This is a genomic window from Nostoc sp. (assembly GCF_036917095.1).
In the GTDB taxonomy this organism is placed as follows: domain Bacteria; phylum Cyanobacteriota; class Cyanobacteriia; order Cyanobacteriales; family Nostocaceae; genus Nostoc.
Genome location: NZ_JBALFH010000015.1, coordinates 258,428 through 284,127, shown reverse-complemented (window position 1 = coordinate 284,127; position 25,700 = coordinate 258,428). Strand labels below are relative to the sequence as shown.

The window sequence follows — 25,700 nt, the reverse complement described above, 5'->3', positions numbered from 1 at the left end:
ACTTCAAGTTAGTTGCTCCGTCTATTAATTACGAATTAAGAATTTTTTTGTAATTTTTCCATAGCAAACGAGGTAACCAAAAGGGATGATCCCAAGACTGTTTGCTTAGTTCTTCATTTAAAACATGCGATCGCCAAAGTTGCCACATAATAAGTAACCAGAGTGTTTCACCAATCCGACGGCCTTGAATTCCTGCTCCTAGTTTGCCTTCAACGATTTGAGCGGCAATGTGAGGATAAAAGTGCTTGTTGGCGCGAAGTATCTCAGGATTGAGCCAGATGCCCAGCTGATGCCAAAAATCATTTAAACACCAAGAAGTTAAGGGAACTCCCATACCCCGCTTTTGTCGCCAAACAATTTCGGGTGGGAGCCAATTTTCTACAGCCCGCTTGAGGATATATTTTTCACAGGCTCCCTGTAAGCAGAGTTCTCCAGATAGGCGGAATGTCCACTCGGCTAAAGCTAAATCACAAAAAGGCGATCGCACCCATAATCCATGAGCAAACCCCAATGCAGTCGCACGGGGATGGATATTCTGCGCTCCTTTGAGCATCAAACTAGCACGGCGGAGGCGATGCAGCAAAGATGGACACTCATTGCGATCGAGAGCCGCCAACAGCCAATTTTCGAGATGCAAATTTTGGATATGTGCATATACCTCTGGCTGATAAACTTGAGATTCGTATCCCCCAAGACGGTGAAAGGTGCGGAGATATTGCTGGATAAAAGTTTCCTGTCCGGCGGGATTTTCTGCTTGATAAACACCTGCGGCAATTAAAGGTTTGTTCGTCCAACCAGCAAACAATTGATCTCCACCTTCGCCGTTAAAAATTACTTGAGTTTCCTGACTCGCCCTTTGAGATAGGAGATACAACGGCACACACACCCCATCTCCAAAAGGCGAATCCAATGCTTGCACAGTCGGAATTAGGGCATTCTCGATCGAACTTGGGTTTGCAGCAACTTTTATTAGCGGAATTTTGAGAAACTGGGCGACTTGTTCGGCATAGGGATATTCTGGAATACCTGCCTCACCAAAATCTAGAGTGTAGGCGCGGACTTTCACCCCTGCTTGCACCAGCAGCGCCGCCACCACCGAAGAATCGAGTCCGCCTGAGAGAAATATTCCAACCGGCTCATCCTTTAAATCGGCAATTTGTCGCTGAATGGAGTCTTTAAGGAGAGTTTGCAATTCGCTAATTGCTGTAGTTTCATCTGTTAACTGTTCTGGGGTTTCCCGCCACGAGTGGATGTTCTTTGATTCAGGCGATCGCAAAATACCTGATTGACAATTACTCTGCCAAACTAGTTCAGTTCCCGCCGTCACTGCAAACACTTCGTTAACAGGGGTTAAGGGTGTGGGAACGTAGGAAAAACAGCTATAGCCGTATAAGCCAGAAATGCTAACTTCTGACTGTTGCAAAATCGGTAAGAGTAGTTGCAGTTGAGATGCAAACCAGATAACTTGTCCTTGCTGAGTCCAATACAAAGGCACTTTGCCGAAAGGTTCTCTACCCAAAACTAGGCAGTTGTTTTCCTGGAGACTTGCCCAAGCATCGGGTGAAGTGAATAATCCTGATGCTGAGATGGCAGCAATTTGATTTTTAGAACTTACACAGAAGAGATCCCCCAACCCCCTTAAAAAGGGGGCTTTCAAGGTTCCCCCCTTTTTAAGGGGGGCTAGGGGGGATCTAGATTTCAGGTGTTCAGCGTGTAAGTCCTGATTTTGTTGCCTTCTGGAATTTCCATCGATTTCTATATAAACAACATTCCAGATGGGAAAAGACTTTGAATTTTCCCTTTTAGGGGCGAGGTTTTCCAGAACACTATTTAACAACGCTTCCAACTCGTGTTGAGCGCCGTAACCCCAATAGCCAAGAAAGTGATGCGGGATGTTGCCCATTTGGACTACTTAACTTCAAAGGTTTCATCGCTAATTTGCCGACCTTCTAGGAACATTTGCACCTTCCAATTGCCAACAGTTGCAGCAGGATTAATAGTGTAGCGACATTGGGTATCCCAGACAGAGGTATTAATTTCGCGGGTTTGATAGTTATTTTGCTTGACAATTTGACCGCTTGGGTCAATCCAATTACAGGAGAGAGCCAGCTTTTTACCCAAGGGTGCATCCTTTAAAGTGACACGGTAGAACACTTCTGGATTGGTTTGACGAGAAACTGTCTTCAAGTCGTCGCCACTATTTTGTACCAAGGTGATGCGGTCTTGTTGAGCAGAAACACGAGAAAGTGTAGAATTATGCTGCTGCATGAAAAATATTGTAGATGCGATCGCAACTATCACAACTGCTACCACTCCAGAGGTAATCCATCGATTTCGGCGTTGTTGCACCTCCAGTGCTTGGCGGCGATTTAACTGAATCAGCGCTTCATCTAGTAACTCTGGCGGTAAATTCAACTCCTGTAAAATTTCTCTAACTTGCTGTTGGTCTAATTCCGCTTCCCGACGCATTTGCAGACCTTCTACTTCCGTGACTATTTGGGATAATTGCTCTTGAGTCAGTCGCTGCGTCATAGCTTAACTCCTGTTAAAAAAACTTTATAGCGATCGTTAAATCTCACTTTTGTAGGTACATCATAAGCTACAAAATAAAGTTGTTGCTTTTCGGATTCTTTAAGAGATACTTTTGTAAACACAGACGCGATGAATCGCGTCTCTACAACTCACTCTTGTACAGACGCGATGAATCGCGTCTCTCCCAACTCACCACTAGATTATGACTCACGAACAACAAACTGCAATTGAAGGTATTTATGAAGTCTGTATTGGCATCCCGGAGCCAATTTCTGCAATTCAGTATTGGGAGCAATTTGGCTATCGCATTGGTGAAGTGGGTGAATTAACCGCAGATGTAGCGCATCAATTATATGGCGTGAATTCATCTTTACGCTCAATCCGCCTCTACCACCAAAATTCAGATCATGGGTTGATTCGGCTGATGGTTTGGCAAAACCCCACCCATGAAGGTTTGGGAATTGCATCGATGAAAATTAAAGGAAGTCGCTGGGCGACAAGCTTAACGGCGGATGTGTTAAATATCTTAAATCATATAGAGGATGCAAAAGCCGCAGGTTTGCCTATTAGGCACTCTAACCCTTATTGGGAAGTAATCTACAACAAAGAGAGGAAAAGCCGTCCTTTTATTGAGCCAGCAGTTGGTGTGCGAGAAATGCTGCTACTGCAACCCTTAGCTCGACAAGTTTTCTTTCAACGGTTTGGCTATACACTACCGCATTACGGACAAGTTAACCATAATTCTGCACTCAAGACTAGTCAGTTTACCCACATGGGAATCATCGTTCAGGATGATAGCAAAGAAACCCTGAAGTTTTATGAAGAAGTTTTGGGTTTGCTGCGTGTGCGTGATGATGTCGAAACTAGCTATGAATCTTCGCCAGCCGGTCGAGATATTTTTGACCTTAACTCTGGTGAAAAGTTTATTGTTACTACCTTTGACGATCCTCGTTCTTCTAAGTCCGATTTGATGGCTGCACGTAGTGGTAGACTTTATATCATTCGATTCCCTGAAGAGATTAATTTAGAATCGCGCTTTGAGGCAGCTCAACCAGGTAGCTTGGGTATGTGTTTATATACCTATCGGGTAAAGGGAATACAGGAGTATTGCGATCGCATCAAAGCAAGTACTGCACAAAAAGTTACAGACATCATTAGTAATGAATTTGGCGAGACCAGTTTTTCCTTCGTTGCGCCAGATGGCTACTTCTGGACTTTGCTAGATACTAAATAGCCATCATTAATTAATTGATTTGCCGAACATCATATTATTACTTTTCAGATATATGGATTTTCAGTTGAATGGTTTCTTTCAAACTGCTAATGTAAGCTAGCAGCGCATAAATAAAAATCACAATTCCGACCATTTCCAAAAACTCTTCAAGAATGATGCCAGTTAAGGCTATAAGGCTGCGTCGCCCAAAATCTTCTCTCAAAAGCCCTCCCACCATTTCCATACCTAAGGTTCCACTCACATAAACAACTGCGGCAATCAGAAATAAATATCGAGTTTTGTGAGGGAGATGGAGCCAAAATTTTAGATATTTAAATGCAAAAACCCCCACTAAAATAGTACCAGGGATAACCCAGGTTTGGAAAAATATAGGGTTGAGATGAAGCGATTCTCGCACTGACGGAACGATCAAAATTTCGTGAAAACTAAAGGCTTCATCCAAACTCAAATATACAAATATAAAATATAAGGTTTTCCAGTAAACAAAATAGCGGTCTTTCGTCTTAATAACGCTAATTGCTTTAAGTAATAGCGAACAAAATAAGAGAGTAAATACGGAATACCAAGCAGGAATATTCAATTCTGCATCTAAGCTAAATAGTTCATAAAACCATTTTGTCGCTGGAAAGGGAAACTTCGAGAGCCAGAAATAGCCACTTAGAACCCCTGCTAAGGTGAGGCACACAACTGTGACACTTAAACGCCGAGCAATTTTTTTAGCACTGAGATGAATTGGTAACTCCACAATATAGCTTGATACTTCCTGCATACGCTTATTGAGATACAGGACTTACGCAAAAATTGCTAAAAAGCTTAATTTATCGAACCGCCATCGCGCTTCGCGTCTCCAAGAGTTGACGCCATCGCGTAGCGTCTCGTTAGAGAAGAGCGCCGAGAATTCGTAGACTGTGCGTAAGTCCTGAGATAATTTCCTTTATGCCGAGCAGTTAACAGGAAATTATCTCCCGATCGCAAACGATCCGAACGAATTATTACAGAACCTTGACTAAGGCAAAACCCTAGATTTTTGAACGTTCGAGTTTGACTGGAGTTTAGTTTTCTTCACACAGTTTGCTTTTATTCTGCCGACTTATTTACATTAAGATGCTATTAAAGAGCACCATAATAGCTGCTGTTACATCCTTCAAAAGGAATACTCGTTGTTAAATATAATTGTGTTGTTGTATACCAAATTACTCTTAAAAAATATAAGCATAGAAGCTGGGCTAACCTTCTTTAAGACCGCAGGAGGCAGGGGAAAAAGGTTTTGAGCCTTGTTTCGTTTTCTTTACATAGTTTGCTTTTATTGTGCCGACTGCTTACATTAAGATGCTATTAAAGAGCACCATAATAGCTGCTGTTACATCCTTCAAAAGGAATGCTCGTTGTTAAATATAATTGTGTTGCTGTATACACAACTTCTTTAAAAAAATATAATATAGAAGCTGCGATCGCCTTCTTTGATGACTTTAGTGAGAGCCAAATCAGAGAAAATCTGCTAATAGTTTGCGCGTCATTTCAAAAGCTTAAATTTCTTGATTTCCACCAATAGTCAGTTCTTTTTTGCTAGATTTCAACTGTTTCCAAAGCGCCTTGATTTGCAGGTAAGCTTCTTCTGGAGTAAGCTTTCCGCCTGTTTCTAAAGAAGTAATGTAACTAACTTTTTGGGCAAATTCTTGGAGGTTGGCATTAAAGACTAAAGTCTCTGGCTGGAATTTTCCATAATATCGACTACGAGGGAAAAGAAAGTTGTTTTTGTCTTCCGAGTTAGGCTGTGTCATTAGTTCGCTCTATGTAACTTTTTCTTACTTATTTTAGACTTGTTTGTTACCTAAGTGTAAATACACACGATAAAATTCAAATTCCAGAATAAGTTATTATTCTAATTAATAATATATTTTATGGCTAGTGCCGCACGGCGGAAATCTAGCCAGCATCTCAATTAACAAGACAAGTTGCTCAAAGTAACAGATTAAAGGTAAGTAAAATTTCGCCACAGTGTACACTATTGCGGATTATTTTGTTGCTTTCACTACTGCACTTTTTGATTCACCTGCAACCAAATTTCTAAACTCACAAGCAACCACAGCTTTACGCCATAACGACTCCAAGTATCTCCTTGATAATTTAACCAATTGCGAATTGGCAACTGGTTCAAGTAAGGAGTTATAGCCGCATTCCGATTGAGCAATAAATCTCTGGCTTCTTGCTGCCAATATTTCCGAAATCCTAACTGTACTGGCACCATCATGCCGCTTTTGGGACGATGAATAATTGTATCTGGTAAAATATCTGCAATCGCCTGTTTTAAGACTGCTTTTTCTTCCACTCCAGAAAGCTTATACTCTGGAGGAATTTCCATGCTTAAGTCTACTATTCGTTGGTCAAACAGGGGAGAACGACCGTGCAAAAGGGCTGCTTGAGTCAAGTTACTGACTTTTGTCAGAATTTGGTCAGCGCCTTTAAATTTGATGTTCATTGCCATCAAACGATTCAGATAGCTAGCTTGGGAATATAAATCTTCTTCAAAAACCCAAGGTGCTGTTTGGACAGCTGTCCAAACTTCTGGTTTTAAAAGTTGCGGTAAGTCAACAGCGCACTTTTGGAAGGAAATTAAATAAGCTTGCAATGCATCCTGATTGGTGACAGAGCCATATAAACTATTAATTAGCATGGGCTGATTTTTTGGCCCGCCAAAACAAGGGTCGCCACCCTCACCATTTAAAACTACTTCTACCTTTTCTCTGGCCAGTCGTCCCAGCAAAAGGTTGGGAACAGTCAGTGGGTCGCCAATGGGGTCATCTAAATAGGCCATTGTTTCTGGCAGACGTTCCCACATATCCTTAAAAGTAATTTCCAAAATGTGGTGCTGTGTCTGACAATGGGATGCAACAAGACTGGAAAATTCTAGCTCATTGGGACATTGGTCACCAAAATGAATCGAGAAGGTATGGACTGGTGCTTTGTGGAATTTTGCTACTAAAGCAGTGATACCGCTAGAGTCTAAACCACCAGAAAGAAAAACGCCGACGGGTTCATTTGCTGGTGGTAAATATTCTTGAACAACTTGGTATAGCAATTCTCGCAAGCGATCGCCATGCCATGCTAAGGGTCGATCTATTGCTATAATCTGTTCTTGAAGCTGCCAATAAGCTTCAACTTTGTGGTCGGGAAATTCTAAAACGGTTCCAGGTCGCAGTTCCCGCACCTGTTCCCAAAGCGTTCGTTCGCCTGGAACAAAGGCACAACAAAGATAATCTCGCAACGCCACCAAATCTAAATCGGATGAGCGATATGGTGATAAAGTTCTCAGTTGAGGCGCAATCCAACGAACCGAACCAGTGGTAGTGTAATAGAGAGTACGAACACCGATGCGATCGCGAACCAACCTCAACACCTGTTTTTCTCTATCCCAAACCACTAACGCAAACATCCCTACAAGCTGGCTAAGACTTTCATTACCCCATCGTTCCCAAAGATTGGCAATTAGTTGCAAAGAACTTCCTTGAAAGCTATCCGGTTCAATTCCCAACTTTTGCAGCAACTGGACTCGGTTAGTTAACCAAACATCACCAACAACAACAAATCGTCCTCCAGAACTGATTGCTAATTTTTCCGTCAGAAATCCAGAAGCTGTGCGTGGTAGAATTACAGAAATTTTTTCATCTCGCCAAGCGATATCTTCATAATTTTCATCAACTCCTCCCCAAGCTACGCGCCAGGTTGGGTCAGTCTTGATGAATTCGATTTTAGGAGATTTACGATTTTTAAACGCATCAAATAGCATGGGAAATTTTTAACGCATAATCAGTAATTTTAGGGTATTGCACAAACCTCTCTTTTTTTTAGGAGAGAGGCTTTGAATTCCCCCATTCTCTTGTAGGGAAGGGGTTTCACTAAAAATCACTGTAATTGCACCTTTTTCCAACATGGAAGCAGATTCTATCCCTAAAACGATCGCACAAGCAAATCAGCAAATGCGAAGTGGCTTATTGACTTCCAAGACGTTAGTCGAGCATTATCTCGAAGGTATCCAAAAGTTAAACCCTACACTTAATGCCTTTATTACCGTTCTAGAGAAAGAAGCGCTAGAAACGGCTCATAAACTAGATTTCGAGCGAAGCAACGGTCAAGAACGCGGGTTAATGCACGGAATCCCTGTTGCTATAAAAGATAATATTGATACAGCAGAAGTAAAAACTACAGTTGGCTCACAACTTTTTTGCGAACTGACAAATCAGCGCTGGCGCGATCGCATACCATTATCTGATAGTCTAATTGTCCAAAAGCTAAAGGCAGCAGGTGCGGTAATTTTAGGTAAGACAAATTTAAGCGAGTTTGCGGCTGACCTTTCTGGAAACAATCTTTTTTATGGACATACCTGCAATGTCTGGAACCACGACCACTCATCGGGAGGTTCTTCTAGCGGAAGCGCAACCGCTATTGCTGCTCATCTTTGTTTAGCTGGGATAGGCACCGATACTGGTGGTTCAATTCGAGTTCCCGCCAGTTGGTCAGGAGTTGTGGGATTGCGCCCGACTTACGGACTACTTAGCAATGAGGGTATTTTTCCCCGCGCTCCTAGTTTTGATACAGTTGGGTTTTTGACAAATTGTGTAGAAGATATTGCTATTTTACTTGATGCTGTACTCTTCCCTATCTCCACAAATTTAAAACAACTCTATCCTCTACCAACCAATATCAACGGTTTAAAGTTGGGCATAATTAGTAACTATACATTTCGGGGAATTGAAGGAGAAGTTGCTAAGGCAATTTATAACGCCATATCCATCTTGAAACAACTAGGAGCGGAAATTGTCACCATAAATTCTTCATTTTTAGAAAAGGAATTTGATGAGGTGACCTACTCCACCATTGCTCTTTATGAATTTCATCAAGTTTTGCAGGCAGAATACGCTACAAACCCCAATATATTTGGATCTAAAGTACAAAGTGACTTATCCAAAGGAGTAAAAATTTCTCGTGACAGTTACAAAAAAGCAAAGGATAAATGGGAAAAATGCTTTCTGCAACGGCAAAAACTGTTTCAGCAAGTGGATATTCTGGTAACGCCCACAACACCAATGGTTGCACCTCTCATTGATGCAGACGCTAAAATTTATCAATTAAATCGGCGATTTATGTTACCTTTCAGTTTTATGGGTTTACCTGCAATATCGCTGCCTTGTGGGCGAAGCAGTCAAGGTTTACCTATAGGATTGCAACTTGTTGGTAATTCCTATACTGAAGCTTTGATTTTGAGAGTTGCCTTTACTTTCCAACTTGCTACCAAGTGATCCCAATTTAATCTGAAGCTGCATAGAAAAGAGCTTCTAAAATAAAGTTATCCGAGGAGATAGATATAGCTTTTCCTAATCACATGAGGTACATCATAGTCCCCTCCTCGCTTGCCTACGGTGTACACACAAGTCTTACCGCAGCCATATCTTTGTTAATAAATCTCGCACTGCGTTTCTATTCCGCCTCGGAATGAATTCCGAGTCTCAGAGCCCAAGTCCACTAAGCGTGGACTGAATTAATCATTTAGTCCACTAAGCGTGGACTTTAGCTATCAGCCCTGAACTTCAGTTCTGGGCGGGATATCGGTCAGAGTGACAGTTTCACTATGACAAAAATGTGGGTAGAGGACGACTTGTGTGTACACCGTAACCTCTCTTGCGGGGAGGGGGTTGGGGGTGGGGTTCTTGTACCTCACTCAAGTGAGAATCGCTATATTACCTGCTCAAATGTTAATTGCTCGAACAATTCTTGTATGCGAGTGCGTAAGTTTTGCAAACCAGAAAAAAGTTCATTTTTGAGAGATTTTTTGAGAAACTGCTCTCATCCTTTCAATTGGATTAAGTTCAGGGGAATAAGGTAGCTTTGTTGCAGGAGAATAATATTTTCAGGCCAATTAATTGCACCACTGATAAGCTAAAAAATATCTAAATTGCATAATCAGATTAAATCAAACTCTTGTGGGGTGGGCATCTTGCCCGCCCTAGTTATGCAATTTAAATGTGGAACAGCTTATGAGCAGGAGCTTGGTCTATTTGTTTACGATGCCCGTCGCGCTTATGGTTTGAGTTGTTCTCCACGACAAGTTGCTGTGGCTTGGAAACGAATTGATTCTCTGTGCAGTCTTCTAATGGGGCATAATGAGGCATAAGCATGACTAAACTTGTCCACACTCTAGAGTCGTGTTGGTATCTTTCGCCACCTTGGGGTAAAGAAATTCCCCCGTTGGTCATCAATTTGCTGGAGATCGCGTACATCAGTACCACTAAATCATTCGGCTACTGCTGCGGGGTAGAATGGTCTGATAATGGATGGAACTATGCTGTTGCCTGCGATCGCAAAATTGTCTCAGTATTAGGACATGAAATTATTGGCACAGGAAGGCTTCAGGCTTTTCCTGCTGAAAGTCCCGTGTTTATGGTGGGGGAATTAGTAAGATTTCGCTTCGCTGATGATAGGTTAAAGATTCGTACTGTCCTGGGTCTACAGCTGATCGATTCCCAGTGGGTTTATATCGTAGAGCTTGCATCCCCAACATTGAGCGAATCTAGTTGCGAAATTTTTACCTCTGGCGAACGCAAGGCTTGGGTCAGTGACTATGATTTAATCGGAGTGTAATATGTCTATTTACACTTCATACTACCCTGCTTCAATCAAAGGTACAGCGATGTCTCCGATGGGCTGTACTAAGTTTCTCGTGAAACCAGATATTAATAGGACTTACGCAAAACCATGATAAAACGAACCACAAAGGACACAAAGGAATAAGAGTTTCAGAGAGTTCTTGCGTAAGTCCTGATTAAGTCAAGATAAGTAGCTGTGAGGAACACACAGAGCTGCGAGATGCTACTCTAAGAAGAAATACGGAAAGCTGAAACTTCAATAAGTAAACTTATGCATAAAGTCAGATGCACGCTAAAGAAGAGTGTGTTAAATACAGCACTTCTAACTTAGTAGTTACGGTGCGAATTTTCGCGCAATTCAGCTGCAAGTAATTAGATGGAGCCTGCTAGATGAACTCAACTCATTTGTCAGAGCCTTGGATAGGTCGCCGTATAGGCGATGGTCAGCGTTATCGTCTAGACAAGCGTCTAGGGACGGGCGGCATGGCAGATGTATTCCTGGCAACGGATACCTTGATAGGTAAGCAAGTGGCGCTAAAGCTACTCAAGGATACATTTGTAAAGTCGGCAGATTTGAGAAAACGCTTTGAACGTGAAGTAACTGTCTCTGCTGCCCTCAAAAGCGAGCATATTGTTGAGGTCAGTGATTATGGGGTGACTGATGAAGTGCAACCCTTTTACGTCATGGAGTATCTACGCGGGCAGACACTTAGACAATTATTGCAGCAAAAACAACGGCTAACTGTAGAGCGGACGGTTACCATTATTAGCCAGGTATGTGACGGACTTAAACTTGCTCATGAAGGGATCACCCTCTGGCGAGATCGAGGAAGGTGCAGCGAGCACGTACAGGTAATCCATCGTGACTTAAAGCCTGACAATATTTTTCTAATGCCTACATCGTTAGGCGAACTAGTGAAGATTTTGGACTTCGGCATTGCCAAAATCCGTAATGACTATTCTGAACATACAAAATTAACAAGTATGTTCATTGGTACAATCCATTACGCTGCCCCTGAGCAATTTGCCACTAAAACAACAGGTGTGGATAGGCGGGCAGATATTTACAGTTTGGGAATGCTAATGTACGAAATGCTCAGTGGAACCGATCCATTTGGGCTTGGTCGCAATCCCCAAGAAATCAGCCCGATGTCGTGGTTGGTAGCCCACACCTCTGAGCAACCTATACCGCTGAGGTCACAACTAGATTGTAAGTACATTCAGCCAGAAATAGAAGCGGCGGTTATGCAGTGTTTACAAAAGGCCCCAGACGATCGCTTTGCTACAGTAGACGACTTGAAACGAGTGCTGCAACTGGCTTTTGCTAATGAAAGCGAGTTCAGCAAATCTACTATCCAGTTTGGGCAAGAAATTCCTGTAGACACTGATGAGCCAAACCCCCCAAATAAAAGTATTTCCTATTTGAATCAAACAGTTTTAGAATCAATAGAAAAAGTTAAAACATATGATTTGCTCCCAAATACCTTAATAGAGGAGACAAAAGAAGAAAGAGCAGAAACAGGGCAGGATCGGAGAAAATTACAACCACTTTTGCGTAAAGCAACACTTGTGACTGCTGCTCTTGCCGCAAGTGTAAGTTTGGCTATTTACACTTTTACTCAATTGCAAGCCGACCCGTATCAGGCTGTTTTAGAGAGCGCCAAGCAGCTAAAAGCTGGAAATAAATTTGACGAGTGCGCCAAGAAAGCACAAGCAGTGCCACAGAAATCAAGTATTTATATTGCTGCTCAAAATATAATAAACGAGTGTCAGCTTGCACATGCTAAAGATTTGGCGCAAAACAACAATATTAAAGATGCGATCGCAAAACTCACTATCATCGCACCAAATAGCAGTTTTTACCAAGAAGCTCAACAGTTAATTAGCCAATGGTCTGAAAAGCTTTTTACACAAGCTCAAGAACTATACCTCAAATCTTACAACTCTCAAGGCTTTGAAAATGCAATTAATCTCATCAAAGCTATTCCGAAAACTAGCTCTGTTGCCAAAAATGCTAACGAAACCATCCAAAAATGGCAAACTGAGTGGAAAAATAATGAAAATTATCTACAATTAGCTCAGAATGCATTCAATAGAAGCAAGTGGGCAGAAGCAATAAATCAAGCTAATCAGGTAAGAATACTCGGAGAAGTGGTAAAGCAAGATACCCACTATTGGCAAACTAAGATGAAGCCAATCATTGAAAAAGCAGAGGAACAGATAACAGCTAGTAAAAATACTCCCAAACCAACAATTCTTCCACAACCAGATCGGTCTGAGTCGATACCAAGACCAGTTAAGTCTGAATCAACCCCAAGAGTAGTTAGATATGAATCGCCATCAAAACCAGTTCGGACTAAGTATTTACCAAGAGTAGTGAGGTCTGAATCAGCACCAAAATCAGTTCGGATTAAATCACCACAAAAAACTCAAGCTCACTCACCACCAAGACTAGTTCAGTCTAAACCCCCCCGAAAAACCCAGTCTGAATCTGCACCAAATACAGGTTGGAGCAAAAAGAGATTGTAAAAGAGTTAGTTGTCATTAGTAATTTTTCTCCCCCTACTCCCCTGCACTTGTAAATTACTTCACTGACTGCCAAACTTTGATAGTATTGTCTCCGCTAACACTGGCAAAGGTTTTTCCATTTGGACTGAAGGCAACAGACAAAATTCGCTGGGAGTTTTCTGCAAAATCACGAATTTTTTGTCTAGTTTTCACATTCCATATCTTTACAGTTTTGTCCCAACTACCACTCACGAGGATCTGACCATTAGGGCTGAAAGTAATGGAAGTAATTTCATCTGAATGACCTACCAAAGAGGCTTGCAAATTCCCCGTCTCCACAACCGATAGTTTAATTGTCTTATCTCCACCGCCACTGGCGATAATTTTGCCATCTGGGCTAAAAGCAATAGAGTTAACGGGATGTGTATGCTTGGCAATCGTGCGGAGAAATTTGCCAGTTTTTAGATTCCACAACTCAACATTCCTACCTAAACCACCACTAGCAAGGGTTTGATTATCTGGGCTAAAGGCTAATGAAGTAACCCATTGTTTCTCTGCTATGTTACGACGTAAATCACCCGTCCTGACATTCCACAATTTAATAGTCTTGTCACCACTACCACTAGCAAGAGTCTGACTATCAGGGCTGAAGACGACACTTGTAACAATATTGGAATGCTTAGGAAAAGTCTCGATCAAATTTCCATTCCTCCAATCCCATAGCCTAACAGCACCATCTAAACCACCACTAGCAAGGAATTGACCATCTGGGCTAAAGGCAAGGGCATTAACTTGAGCTGGTTGTTTTCGATCGTTAAGGGTGCGTTCTAGTTTCTGCCCTGCTAAATTCCAGATTTTGATCGTTTTGTCTGCACTACCACTGGCCAGGTATTGACCGTCTGGACTGAAGCCGACGGAACGAACTGGAAGTGTATGTCCTCCTTCGCCACGACCAATGGTCAACACGTCAACAGTTCCTGGTTGCCAAGAAGGATTTAAGACAGCAAGGTCATTTTGCTCGCTTCGGGGCTGTTCGAGTGGTTTAGATAATAATTGGTTTACCTTTGTTTGAGGGACAGGTAAGGTTTTAGCCGATGCCTGGTATCCAAAGAAAGAAGTTGAAAAATGAAATAAAGGTGGAATTGAAAGAATTAATGAGATGGTAATCCAATTAACGTAAATATTTTTTTGAGGAAACATAAGACCTCATGTTTAAAGTAACCTTAAGTATGATATAGCTGCTTTGTTCTCAGCGATCGCCTCCGGTGGGCGGGTACGCCATCGCCTCTATAGTTGAATCAGCGATGAGCGATCCATTTACTACTACACCTCATAGCTCATGACAGAACCCTCTATCTTGCCATGCTAATATCTGTGCTACAAAGCCTAAGCTTATTGAGAACGAGAAACCAAAAATCAAGGTTTTCAAGCACATTTACGAAAAGAATTAGGGATTTTTAGAATTGTGGGGTAGGCTCATGAAAAGATAGTCAGATAAGGGAAGCGCTGAGTTAGCAGCGCAGTTAGGAAATTGGTAGGTTTATACAATAGTGCTACTATGCGGCAACTAACTGTATATATTGATCCAAAAGCAGGAGTTAACAGTAGTAGCTTCTATTGCTGTTAACTCCTCAATTCATGGCACTTATCAAGAATATCAACTCTCATATCATGTCCGGCTGATTAGTTGTCATTGCGATCGCAATTCCATCTCTAACGCCGCCGCACATAAGTAACTACAGGCTATATCTGAATGGCACTAAGAAAAGGTAAAATCGTTGAGGCAGCAGGGGTGCTCTTGAGCAAAGGAGCAGGGGAGAAAGAAAAAATTTTAGGCATTGCGTTCAGATATTTAGAAATTCCCCTCTGCCCCCCTGCACCCCTGCCCCTCTGCAATCCTTACGCCGCCTACCCTTCAGCTTAACTTAGTGCCATTCGGCTATATCTAACTCAATGGGCAAGGTACTGCAATGCCATATCCCTGTGCGTAATCAATTCCTAGCGCCGTAATTCTCTTTAAAATCGCGTCATTCTCCACAAACTCAGCAATGGTCTGAATACCCATCACACTGCCAATCTGCGTGATTGCTGTCACGATCGCATTATCTACAGGATTATCGACAATGTTACGAATAAAACTCCCATCAATTTTGAGGTAATCCACAGGCAGAGACTTGAGATAGGCAAACGACGACATCCCCACCCCAAAATCGTCCAACGCGAAGCGACAGCCCATCTTTTGAAGTTCTTGAATGAACTTCCTGGCTTTGAGCAGGTTGGCGATCGCCTGTAGTAGATGCCTCTGCAACACTGGTCGGTCTTCTGGGTGAAGCATCTGGAGAAATGCAGCCTGCGTCGGTGCTGATTGAGTCGGATTTAGTCCGAAGATGCGGAAGGTTTCGGCTGACCAAATTTGTTTCTGAGATTCTAAGTACCATTCCCAACTGCCCATATGGGCAACCTTTTGAGCAGTAGCTAGCAGCGTTTCACTGCGTCGGAGTTCTTCCTCAGCTTGTTTGCGTTCGTTGAGTGCGACTTGCCGTTCTGTAACATCTTGGGCAGTCCCATAGAGGCGAATTACTTTTCCATCCGCGTTGAATTCTGCATGTCCAATCGCCTCAGTATAAATAGTAGACCCGTAAGTTCCAGACGCCCTGGGCGTTTGGATTCGCAGTTGTATATCAAGCACTGAGAGATTCCGCCGCGATTTCTTGATTGCTGCCAACAGGAGTGCTGCGTCCTCTGGGATAAACTGGCGATAGAGCAAACTTGAATCTTTCAGTGCATCTTCTGCGCTGACTTCCATCAGTCTTTCAATCCCCGCGCTGATATAAGAAAAGCGATCGCTGCCATCCACTTCGCGGATTACCTTATAAATTGCCCCATTGGGCAGATGTGAATGGACGCGATGAAAACGCCGCCAAGAACATTCAAGCAGTCGGGGCATCGACTGTTAGCTTAGGTGATGTTAGACAGTCTCAGGCTGCAATTGCTGTTTGAAGCTAGAATCCCCCGAATTTAGCGGAGCGCATTCGGGGGAGTATGTCAATTATTACTCATTACTCCAGAATCACCGTGCGTACCCTTCTCCTGACGGAGACGCTGCGCGAACGGGAACGCCAAGGGCGAACACGGCGGTGAGGATGTCAACAAGAAATCCTTGAAGAAGGACGAGAATACTGGATGATATTTAAAGATTAATAATATCTATTCTCAATAATCTTACCGTGAATGCTTGATAATAGAGCAAATTACCATAGATTTCCTGATTTGCAGAGAAGCCTATTTTCATCAAAATTAAAAGAAAGTATCAATGAATCCCAGACTGTACGCGCCACAAACTGGCATAAATTCCATCAAGTGCGAGTAACTCCTCATGCTTACCCTGCTCAACAATTTGACCACGATCCATCACATATATACAATAACTGTGCCGAATTGTCGAAAGACGATGAGCGATCGCAATTGTCGTCCGATTCTGGGTAATCATCGCCAATGATTTTTGAATAGCTGCTTCCGTTTCATTATCCACCGCAGAGGTAGCCTCATCCAAAATCAGAATTGGCGGATCTTTGACAATAGCACGAGCGATCGCAATTCGTTGTCTTTGTCCACCCGAAAGTTTTTGACCGCGTTCGCCAACGATAGTATCGTATCCTTGAGGTAATTGCAGGATAAATTCATCTGCTTGGGCTAATTTAGCAGCATGGATAATTTCTTCATGACTGGCATCAAAGCTACCATAAGCAATATTTTCCGCTACCGTACCATGAAATAAAAACACATCCTGACTTACCCAACCGATGCAGCGCCGCAATTCTAAGAGTTGTAACTCTCGAATATCGATACCATCAACCAAGATTTGTCCGCCTTGGATTTCGTAAAAGCGTAGTAGTAATTTGACTAGGGTACTTTTACCAGAACCCGTTGCACCAACAATCCCAATATTTGCTCCTGGGGGAATATGCAATGATAGGTTTTTCAGTACATTGGTGCGATCGCTGTATGCAAAGGTAATATTGTCAAGATGCACTTCGCCGCGTGCTGTTTTGAATGGTAAAGAAAGATTACCTGTAGGAATTGCAATTGTGGTATCCAACAATCCCATGACTCGTTTGGTGGAAGCCATAGCTCGTTGATACTCATCCATAATTTGGCTTAAGTTTGCAAAGGGCCACAGTAATTGCTGTACAATGAACACCATAAAACCATAGGTTCCCACAGTTAGATTACCATTCGCCACTGCAACCCCACCAAAAAACAGTGTGGCGATGAAACCTATTACCACCACGAAGCGAATCGCTGGATAAAAAGCAGCAGAAAGAGCGATCGCACGGGCATTACTGCGACGATAAGCTTCACTTTCTGAAAACACACGCGATCGCTCGTAGGTTTCAGCAGTAAAGCTTTTAATTGTGGCAATCCCTGAGATATTATTAGCTAAACGACTATTAATAAATCCGGCTTTGTCGCGCACATCGGCATAACGGGGAGCGAGTCGTTTTTGAAATGCTAATGAACCCCAGAAAATGAAGGGTGTGGGTAGGATTGCCAACCAAGCTATATTGGGAGCTATCACAAGAAATGAACCGCCCACAGCTAAAATAGTGGTGATAAATTGCAGAATTTCCGCAGCCCCAGAATCAAGAAACCGTTCTAATTGATTGATGTCATCGTTTAATATTGACAAAAGTGTGCCTGTAGAACGTTCTTCAAAGTAGCTCAATTCTAGTTCTTGTAAATGACTATAGGCGTCAAGACGCAGTTCGTGTTGGATGGTTTGGGCTAGGTTGCGCCATAGGCGATCGTAGATAAATTCAGATAGTGATTCTAAAGTCCAAATTAATAATGTTAATAATGATAGAATTGCCAATTGCCCAATGATGTTAGTAATCCCAATTTTGGCAATAATAGAATTTTCTTTTTCCACCACGGTATCCACGGCTACACCTATTAAATATGATGGTGCTAAGTCTAATATTTTATTAAGGATCGTAAAAGTTGCCGCAGTCCATACTTGAAATCGGTAGTTTTTGGCGTAGTGTAATAAACGTAGGAGTGGATGGTTTTTTGTTACTGGCAAAGAGGTCATAGTAAATGCTCAATTGAGAGAAGATAATTAAAACAATTCGCAATTCGCAATTCGCAATTCGCAATTCGCAGACTCGCTAACGCCCCGCTCCGCTAACGCAATTACGTTTTGTGTTAGCGAGTCTGCGATAGCGCAGCGTTAGCGAGTACTCGAGCGTCGCGTCCGGGGATTTAGACCCCGACACAAAACCTGCTGCCTGTAGAGACAGGGGACTTAAACCCCCACCACTTTTTAATCAGAATTACCTGGAGTTGCATTAATTCATACAGGGGGAATTTGGGCGAAAATAGCAGATTGTAACAGTTCAGGAATCTGTTTCCAGACTACAGTTTTTTTAGCACTTTTGATATACAGTTGCATAAAATCTAGTAGTGCTATGGCACTTTCTTCGGGGGTGAGATTTACGAATAGATAGGTGGGTTTGTCTGGACTAGCGACGGATACAACACAGCCATGACTGCACGCCCATAAACATCCCACTGGTTGAATTTCCACTTCATCATCTGGGAATTGCTCGGCACATAAAGTGTTTAGTTGGTCAAGTAAAATTGTGCCATCACAAGGGTGATTTTCTGGTCGTTTTTCAGATGAACGATGGCAGGATTTGCAGACGAATATAGTATGTTTAGGCATAAGTTCAAGGTGTATTAACTAAATATTTAAATAAGTCATCAATAACGGCATTTATCGCTAGAACATCAAAAGCATACCAATGATCGGAATCGACAAAATAAACCCGATTTTGTTGAACCACCTTCAGCTTTTGCCACAAAGGTGATTTCTGCAACTTTTCCAAATTTTTTCTAGCATCTCCTTTTGTGTAAGAAAGGAACAAAACGTCACCATCAATTTCAGATAAATTCTCGTAAGAAATATTGCTCCTTGTGAAAAAATCTCCGCTTTGGCCAGGTGGGCGTTGTAGCCCAATGTCACTCAAAAGTCTACCAGTAGGATGTTTGCTTCCATAAGTGAATATTCCATAGGTTTGATCTACTGTGGCAACTGATACTTGCATCTGAAGACGGCGATTCTCTTTTGGAGAGTCTAGGCTAACGCCCAAAGCTTGTTTAAGTTGTTCAATTCGCTGCCAATAGTCCTTAATTAACTGTTTACCCTCCTGTTCTTTATCGAGAATCTTGGCGATATCTTCTAAAGTTTTCTGCCAAGAAGCAGGTGGAGTTGGATGATTTAATGCAACTGTGGGGGCAATATTGGTTAGCTGCGTGTAAATATTCTGCAACCGAGTATTTGATAAAATTAGATCGGGTTTTAGTAGCAGGAGCCTTTCTAGATTTGGCTCAAATCCAATATTTTCAACTCCGTCTGCTTTGTCTCCCAGATGTTTTGGGAAAGCTTCACTTGGAACCCACGAGGTTGCAATGGGTTTGATACCCAATGCTAAAGCAGTACGAAAAGTACCCATCCATAAAGTCACAACTCGCTGAGGATTTTGAGGAATGCATGTTTCACCCGTTGCGTGTCGCACAATTCGGCAATTTTCTGTTAGCTGTTTTAAGTTTGTAACACTGTGGTTAATATTTCTACTACAAGCTAAAGCGAGTGTAAAGGTCAAGACTCCCAATAATAATAAATAAGTAAGGTGACGTAAAGGTATTTTCATCTAGCACCCCCAGGAGACTCCCGCCACAGCGCAAGCTTCTCTGCGAGACGCTTGCGCTGTGGCGGTGAGCGACGAGTGAGTGATTAAACTTTGGTGCATAGCGAGTTGTACGTATTTCACAGGTTAAATAGTAAAATGTGAAGTATGGAAAAAGCCTACCGTTACAGAGTCTATCCAACTGCCGAGCAAGAACAAATATTGCGCCGGACAATTGGTTGTGCGCGGTTGGTTTTTAACAAGGCTTTGGCGGCGAGAACCGAAGCTTGGTACGAGAGACAGGAGAAGGTTGATTACGTTCAGTCTTCTGCTATGTTGACGCAGTGGAAGAAACTTGAAGACCTGCAATTTTTGAACGAGGTTAGTTGCGTACCACTGCAACAAGGTTTGAGACATCTGCAAACGGCTTTCACTAACTTCTTTGCGGGTAGGGCGAAATATCCCAATTTCAAAAAGAAGCGTAGCGGTGGTAGTGCAGAGTTTACTAAGTCTGCTTTCCGGTGGAAAGATGGACAAGTCTATTTGGCTAAATGCTCTGAACCATTGCGGGTTAAATGGTCTAGACAACTGCCCAAGGGCTGCGAACCTAGCACCATCACAGTTAAACTTGAACCATCTGGACGCTGGTTTGTCAGTTTGCGAATTAATGATCCGACTGACCAAACCATGCAGCCGATTGATAGTGCTGTTGGACTGGATGTTGGGGTGAGTAGCCTTGTGACCCTGAGTACGGGTGAAAAGATTGCTAACCCCAAAGCGTTTGATCAGCACTATCAAAAGTTGAGGAAAGCACAGAAGTCTTTGAGTCGTAAACACAAAGCCTCTCGAAATCGAGATAAAGCAAGGCTCAAGGTAGCTCGTCTTCAAGCTAAAATTTCTGATGCAAGGATTGACCATCTGCACAAACTGACAACTCGACTGATTCGTGAAAACCAAACGATAGTTGTTGAGGATTTGGCGGTTAAGAATATGGTCAAAAATCCCAAGCTTGCCCGTGCTATCAGTGATAGCGCAGCGGTAGCGAGTCTTCGAGCGTCTGCTGCATGGGGAGAATTGGTGAGACAACTGGAATATAAAGCCAGGTGGTATGGTCGAACAGTAGTGAAGATTGACCGTTGGTTTCCAAGTTCTAAACGCTGTGGAAACTGTGGGCATATTGTTGATAAATTGCCGTTGAATGTCAGAGAGTGGGACTGTCCCAATTGCGGAACACACCACGACCGAGACATCAACGCCAGTCGAAATATTTTGGCGGTGGGACACACCGTTAAGGGAGCGCGTTGCGGGGGTTCCCCCCGTTGTAGCGACTCCCGTGCAATCTGTGGAGCGAACATAAGACCTGATAGGCATAAGTCTAAAGGGCAGTTGCGAAAATCCAGCAATGGAAAGAAACAGAAACCCAAGTCGTGAGTCTTGGGAATCTCCCGCTACACCGCGCAAGCGGTTAGCGGCGAGAGGATGTCAAGAACGCCTACTTCACACAATAGAAAAAGTGAATGCTCTACGCTTCATCTTGATGGATAGAAGCGTAGGATACCAAGGGGTTTGCTCAAAACTGCCAGGAAATTGTACCCTGTATTGTCAAGGGATCGCCAGGTATAATCCGATTTACGTTTTGTGCAGAGACAAAATAATCAGTGTCGAACAAATTCTTGATATTGATCGCAGCCCGGTAATTGTCCCGCTTGTAATAAATAGCTGCATCTGTGCGTACATAACTAGGTAACTCAACCGTGTTGCCTAAGTCAGCTTGCCGATCTCCGTAGTAAAAGGCTCCTAAACCGAAGCCTAATCCTTTTAAACTGCCGGATTGAATTTCGTAAGTTGTCCATAGATTGAGCGCGTGTCTCGGCACATTATTCAGTTGATTACCCACTGTCGATGGATTGTCTCTTGTGATTTCTGCATCAGTGTAAGCATAACCAGCAATGATGTTCCACCCTGGGGAGATTTCGCCAGATATATCAAACTCAATCCCACGACTGCGCTGTTCCCCAATTTGAATATTTCGTTGTGGATTATTTGGATCTTGGGCTGAGAGATTGGTGCGAGTCAAATCATAAAATGCCAAGGTTGTAGATAATCGATCGGTCAAATCTGCTTTCACCCCGATTTCATACTGCGTTCCTCGCTCCGGTTCCGGTAGGGCAACACCGAATACAGATGTCGCCTGATTGAATGAACGGCTATAGCTGGCGTAGAGTGAGATCGGTTGAATGGGCTGGTAAACAATACCAACACGAGGGCTAAAAGCTTCTGCTTGCTTAAAGTCGGTTGTCTGGTTCAATAAATCCTGAAACTCTTGATTGGCAATATCAAAGCGTCCACCCAAAAGTACTTTGAAGTTTTCTGCTAGGGTAATTTGATCTTGAAGGTAAAAACCTAATTGTTGGATCGTATTTTTGAAAGCAAAATCTGGAACACTAGCTCCTGTAGCAGTTCCATACACAGGATTGAAAACATCGAGAGGAGTAGTGTCATTGAAAAGAGCTTTGGAATTAGTATCTGTTTTACTCAGGTTAAATCCAGCGACTAGCTCATGCTTGATACTACCTGTTGTCAACTTAGCGACCACATAATTGTCTAGATTATAAGCATTTTCATCGTAGTCAAAATCCTCAACGGCTCTTTCTAATGTACGCAAATCATCTTGTAATCCGTAAGAAGCCACAATATTTCGTTTTAGGCGAAACAAATAAGTCTGAAAAACGCTCCGCGCTTGCCAGTTCTCGCTAAAGCGATGTTCAAAATTATAGCCAATCCGAAATGCACCGTTAGAAGCGTCATTAAGATTAGGCTCACTCACAAAACGATTACGAGGAATTTTGCCATTGGGGTTAGGCAGGACGCTTCCCTGTGCGGGTATCCCAAAATCATAGGGCCCCTCTGCAAGGGAATAGCTTGCTTCTAGTGTCAGCTTTGTTCTGTCACTAATTTGCCAGCTTAAAGTAGGTGCAATTAGATATTGCTGTTGGTCATAGAAATCAATAAAGCTTTCGTTAGTTCCAGCAGAAGCATTCAGGCGATACAACACCGTTTTACTGTCATTCAACGGGCCGGATAAATCAATTGCACCGCTATAGGTATTGTAGTTACCAATAGAAGTTTCCACGGAGTAGAACGGATCGCTTAATGGTTGCTTCGTGACTAAGTTGACCTTGCCCCCAAGTCCGCCTTGACCGAATAGAACCGAAGCGGGCCCTTTGAGGACTTCGACCCGCTCAATATTTGAGCCAAACCCGATACTCTGGATTGAACGGTCTTGTATCCCATTGAGTAGAGTATCTGTACCAGCATCAAAGCCCCGAATTTTGATGATATTGAGAGGATCGCGAGGGCTTCGACTTCCTACCACTACGCTTGGCGCATTTTTTAACACGTCTGTTAGGCGAGTTGCTTGCTGGTCTTTAATGACCTGTTGCGGTATGACCTGAATCGACTGGGGAATATCACGTAAGGGTGTGTCGGTTTTCGTAGCAGATGAGGTATCGGGAACGCGATACCCATCCTGTTCGCCCGTCACCACCAACTCAATCGGTTCATCCTGCTGTGCTGTGGGTTCCTCCGGTTTTGTCTCATTGGTCGGCTTCTCTGGTGGCTGCGTCGCAGTTGCAGCAGCAGATACTACCCCAAAAACTAAACCTGCATCATCATCAAATAACTCAACCGTTGGCAATCCGGCTTCACCTGTGACTGTCACTCGGATAGTATTAACATCCAGATTTGTAACTGTTATTTCAGTGATTCCCGCAACTGGGTTTTGAGAACGGAATGTAAAAGCATCGCCATTGGGTAAACGCAATTGAGCATTAGGAATATCAGCGATAAAGTTCTTATCAACACTGCGATTGGTGATTTGCAGTTGTTCTCCTTGAGTCGTCTGTAAAATCACCTCCACACCTTTTTCAGTCGGATTAGCTTTCACTCCCGTCACTTGTGTAACATTCTGGTTAGTTGGTGTTGGTGATTGGGAAAGCAAACCTTTAATATTAGAGGCTGGAAATTTAAGCTCACTTAATCGAGGAATCTGTGTAGTTAATTTTTGGTTATCTTGAGCCGCAACAGGGACACTAACAGCAAAGTTGAAAATGTATCCTATCAAGCTGGGTAATAGCCAGGAATTTTGTTTGTGCAGAAATATCCAACCTTTCATCTTGCTCATCACACCACAGTTACTAAAATTCAAATAAAAATCTGACTTATTGCATATATTTATTAATTGCAATAAGGGATAGTCTAGAGAAGTGTCGGTGTGAGAGTCTATTCCAAAACGGCATTACAGTCGCAAAACGGCATTAAGAAGCTAAAATATTTCTCTTTCCTGACAAACATTCTCTAGGTGTAATACCAAATTTTCTTTTAAAGGCAGCAGCAAAGTGTCCTTGTTGGGAATAACCGCTCAAATTGGCAACTTCAGCAACACTCAGCTTACCTGCTCGCAAAAGTTGCTCTGCTTGCTGCATACGGATACTAGAAAGATAACCAAACACTGTAGTGCTAAACAATTCTTGAAATCCACGCCGTAAAGTGCGATCGCTCACTCCAACAATCTGCGACAATTCCAGCAATGAGGGTGGATTCTCGAACCTAGAGCGTAAAATTTCCTTAGCCAGATGAATCCGGGCTATGGTATCTGGCTTCAGTCGTGGCGATCGCTGTAGTTGATTCTGAGTAGATAATATGGGAGCTAACTGTAACGCCATTAGTTCCAACACCTTCGCCTGTAAATACATCCGCTTCGTCATTCCCTGGAAAGGACAGTTAATAATTTGCTGGGCGATTCCCTCAATAGCCGTTGTAGTTTCTGGGTAAAGCAAAGTCTGCCAATCATTCCCCTTTGCCAACAGACGCAACTGGTAAGGAATTTCTCCTGTTTCATCGGGGAAAAAAGTTGCCAGCAAGTCAGGAGGCAGATGAATGTCAACGCCTACACGTCGAGATTTAGTGGATTCTGAAATCATTTGGCGTTGAACTCCGCTACCCGAAATGCACGTATATCCTTCCCCTAACTGCCCACCGTATTCGTCTATGACTTTGCCACAAAGGTAGACGCAAAATTGCAATGGGTGATCCCATTCCGGGATTTTCATCAATACATCATCGTGATATTCACAATCCCAAATCGTTAGCCAGAGTTCTGGATGCACCTCAATATCGCGCACATAGCCTTTACCTAGTTGCTTAGGCATTTCACTGATGATTTCAAATGGCTCTTTTTCTGGTGTTTGATGGCTATTTTGGTTAGCTTCCGCCCACAGTTCCCAATTATCTTTCATCGTCAGGGTGATGGTCATGAATGGCGTTAATTATTGATAATAAATTTCAATAATTTTACCGCGATTTTCTCCTAGCTCTTGATTTTATCGGCACAACAGTGGGGTGAATTTCCTAGAGATATCTTAACCGAACAGTATCGAGAGGCGATCGCAGGTGCAACTACGCTTCCACAGGCGGGATTTGCGCGAAAATAGCCGACTGTAAAACTTGCGGAAGCTTTTCCCAAACTACATTACCTTTACGGCTTTTGATATATAGTTGCATAAATTCTATTAAGGCAGTTGCGCTTTCTTCTGGAGTGAGATTGACAAAGAGATAAGTGGGTTTCTCATTGCTTGATACAGCTATAACACAGCCTTGACTGCACGCCCACAAACACCCAACTGACTGAACTTCCAGTTCGTCAGAAAGGAATTTTTCAAGACATAAAGTATTTAGTTTGTCAAGCAAAATATCCCCCTCGAAAGGCGGCTTTTCTGGTCGTTCTTCAGATGAACGGTGGCAAGATTTACAGACGAATATAGTATGTTTAGGCATAAATTTAGGGTGTGTAGACAAGGTATTTAAATAAGTCAATCAATTTTTTATTTTGTCGGAAATCAAATAGTACAGTAGGGGCGGCTGCGGAAATTTGTACATCACATCAAACCTGTCATTGGGATCAGGATAGTGACTAGTTCCATTGGTCTGTATATGTTCCCATAGTTTCTCAAAGGCTCGTTGGGAAATGGTGATAGTCATATTTTGATCAAATCTAGTTTATCCCCTAATTAAGAAATTGTCTCATTAAATTAGGCA

Annotated in this window: 20 protein-coding genes; 7 read left to right on the top strand and 13 right to left on the bottom strand. The window is 42.7% G+C overall.

Annotated features, from left to right (window positions below):
- Nucleotides 1–28: 28 nt before the first annotated feature.
- Together V7L01_RS05325 and V7L01_RS05320 are read right to left on the bottom strand one after the other, a co-directional pair.
- Nucleotides 29–1,903 carry an asparagine synthetase B family protein gene (locus V7L01_RS05325; RefSeq protein ID WP_335032602.1) on the bottom strand — a complete coding sequence of 625 codons (1,875 nt, stop codon included), beginning with the start codon at nucleotides 1,901–1,903 and terminating at the stop codon, nucleotides 29–31.
- Between the two features lie 5 nt (nucleotides 1,904–1,908).
- Nucleotides 1,909–2,532, bottom strand: coding sequence for a DUF3859 domain-containing protein (locus tag V7L01_RS05320; protein WP_335032600.1), 624 nt, complete (start codon nucleotides 2,530–2,532; stop codon nucleotides 1,909–1,911).
- Nucleotides 2,533–2,734: 202 nt separating this feature from the next.
- Here V7L01_RS05320 and V7L01_RS05315 point away from each other — a divergent pair, with 202 nt between their 5' ends.
- Nucleotides 2,735–3,766: a VOC family protein gene (locus V7L01_RS05315; RefSeq protein WP_335032599.1), complete on the top strand. Its 1,032-nt coding sequence runs from the start codon at nucleotides 2,735–2,737 to the stop codon at nucleotides 3,764–3,766.
- Between the two features lie 37 nt (nucleotides 3,767–3,803).
- On the opposite strand, the gene V7L01_RS05310 is transcribed toward V7L01_RS05315, so the two are convergent.
- From V7L01_RS05310 to V7L01_RS05300, 3 genes are all read right to left on the bottom strand, one after another.
- Nucleotides 3,804–4,535 (bottom strand): hypothetical protein, encoded by a 732-nt coding sequence (locus tag V7L01_RS05310; RefSeq protein WP_335032597.1) that lies wholly within the window; start codon nucleotides 4,533–4,535, stop codon nucleotides 3,804–3,806.
- Between the two features lie 757 nt (nucleotides 4,536–5,292).
- Entirely contained in the window at nucleotides 5,293–5,547 is a 255-nt protein-coding gene (locus V7L01_RS05305; RefSeq protein WP_335032595.1) for a DUF7219 family protein, read from the bottom strand.
- Between the two features lie 251 nt (nucleotides 5,548–5,798).
- Nucleotides 5,799–7,553, bottom strand: coding sequence for an asparagine synthetase B family protein (locus V7L01_RS05300; RefSeq protein ID WP_335032593.1), 1,755 nt, complete (start codon nucleotides 7,551–7,553; stop codon nucleotides 5,799–5,801).
- Between the two features lie 142 nt (nucleotides 7,554–7,695).
- On the opposite strand from V7L01_RS05300, the gene V7L01_RS05295 reads away from it, so the two are divergent.
- The 4 genes from V7L01_RS05295 (at nucleotide 7,696) to V7L01_RS05280 (ending at nucleotide 12,936) form a co-directional block, all read left to right on the top strand.
- Nucleotides 7,696–9,063 (top strand): amidase, encoded by a 1,368-nt coding sequence (locus V7L01_RS05295; protein WP_335032592.1) that lies wholly within the window; start codon nucleotides 7,696–7,698, stop codon nucleotides 9,061–9,063.
- Nucleotides 9,064–9,758: 695 nt separating this feature from the next.
- Nucleotides 9,759–9,935, top strand: coding sequence for a hypothetical protein (locus V7L01_RS05290; RefSeq protein WP_335032591.1), 177 nt, complete (start codon nucleotides 9,759–9,761; stop codon nucleotides 9,933–9,935).
- Between the two features lie 2 nt (nucleotides 9,936–9,937).
- Nucleotides 9,938–10,402 carry a DUF1392 family protein gene (locus tag V7L01_RS05285; RefSeq protein WP_335032589.1) on the top strand — a complete coding sequence of 155 codons (465 nt, stop codon included), beginning with the start codon at nucleotides 9,938–9,940 and terminating at the stop codon, nucleotides 10,400–10,402.
- A 395-nt stretch (nucleotides 10,403–10,797) separates the two neighbouring features.
- A complete protein-coding gene (locus tag V7L01_RS05280) occupies nucleotides 10,798–12,936 on the top strand; it encodes a serine/threonine protein kinase (protein WP_335032587.1) in 2,139 nt (712 codons plus the stop codon).
- A 54-nt stretch (nucleotides 12,937–12,990) separates the two neighbouring features.
- Here V7L01_RS05280 and V7L01_RS05275 read toward each other — a convergent pair whose 3' ends face one another.
- Nucleotides 12,991–14,115: a WD40 repeat domain-containing protein gene (locus V7L01_RS05275; protein WP_335032585.1), complete on the bottom strand. Its 1,125-nt coding sequence runs from the start codon at nucleotides 14,113–14,115 to the stop codon at nucleotides 12,991–12,993.
- Between the two features lie 380 nt (nucleotides 14,116–14,495).
- On the opposite strand from V7L01_RS05275, the gene V7L01_RS05270 reads away from it, so the two are divergent.
- Nucleotides 14,496–14,651, top strand: coding sequence for a hypothetical protein (locus V7L01_RS05270; protein WP_335032583.1), 156 nt, complete (start codon nucleotides 14,496–14,498; stop codon nucleotides 14,649–14,651).
- 209 nt (nucleotides 14,652–14,860) lie between these two features.
- On the opposite strand, the gene V7L01_RS35340 is transcribed toward V7L01_RS05270, so the two are convergent.
- The 4 genes from V7L01_RS35340 to V7L01_RS05245 form a co-directional block, all read right to left on the bottom strand.
- The gene (locus V7L01_RS35340) at nucleotides 14,861–15,862 is read right to left on the bottom strand and encodes a sensor domain-containing phosphodiesterase (protein WP_442936938.1); all 1,002 of its coding nucleotides are present in this window, start codon (nucleotides 15,860–15,862) and stop codon (nucleotides 14,861–14,863) included.
- A gap of 363 nt (nucleotides 15,863–16,225) precedes the next feature.
- Nucleotides 16,226–18,007, bottom strand: a complete 1,782-nt coding sequence (locus V7L01_RS05255) for an ABC transporter ATP-binding protein (RefSeq protein WP_335032581.1) — start codon at nucleotides 18,005–18,007, stop codon at nucleotides 16,226–16,228.
- 261 nt (nucleotides 18,008–18,268) lie between these two features.
- The gene (locus V7L01_RS05250; protein ID WP_335032579.1) at nucleotides 18,269–18,640 is read right to left on the bottom strand and encodes a DUF1636 family protein; all 372 of its coding nucleotides are present in this window, start codon (nucleotides 18,638–18,640) and stop codon (nucleotides 18,269–18,271) included.
- A 4-nt stretch (nucleotides 18,641–18,644) separates the two neighbouring features.
- Nucleotides 18,645–19,628 (bottom strand): iron-siderophore ABC transporter substrate-binding protein, encoded by a 984-nt coding sequence (locus V7L01_RS05245; protein ID WP_335032577.1) that lies wholly within the window; start codon nucleotides 19,626–19,628, stop codon nucleotides 18,645–18,647.
- Nucleotides 19,629–19,772: 144 nt separating this feature from the next.
- Here V7L01_RS05245 and V7L01_RS05240 point away from each other — a divergent pair, with 144 nt between their 5' ends.
- Nucleotides 19,773–21,035, top strand: coding sequence for an RNA-guided endonuclease InsQ/TnpB family protein (locus V7L01_RS05240; RefSeq protein ID WP_335032575.1), 1,263 nt, complete (start codon nucleotides 19,773–19,775; stop codon nucleotides 21,033–21,035).
- 139 nt (nucleotides 21,036–21,174) lie between these two features.
- Here the strand turns inward: V7L01_RS05240 and V7L01_RS05235 are convergent, their stop codons facing one another.
- The 3 genes from V7L01_RS05235 to V7L01_RS05225 form a co-directional block, all read right to left on the bottom strand.
- Nucleotides 21,175–23,787 carry a TonB-dependent siderophore receptor gene (locus V7L01_RS05235; RefSeq protein WP_335032573.1) on the bottom strand — a complete coding sequence of 871 codons (2,613 nt, stop codon included), beginning with the start codon at nucleotides 23,785–23,787 and terminating at the stop codon, nucleotides 21,175–21,177.
- A 133-nt stretch (nucleotides 23,788–23,920) separates the two neighbouring features.
- Entirely contained in the window at nucleotides 23,921–24,919 is a 999-nt protein-coding gene (locus tag V7L01_RS05230; RefSeq protein WP_335032571.1) for an AraC family transcriptional regulator, read from the bottom strand.
- Between the two features lie 142 nt (nucleotides 24,920–25,061).
- Entirely contained in the window at nucleotides 25,062–25,439 is a 378-nt protein-coding gene (locus V7L01_RS05225) for a DUF1636 family protein (protein ID WP_335032569.1), read from the bottom strand.
- Nucleotides 25,440–25,700: the final 261 nt, after the last annotated feature.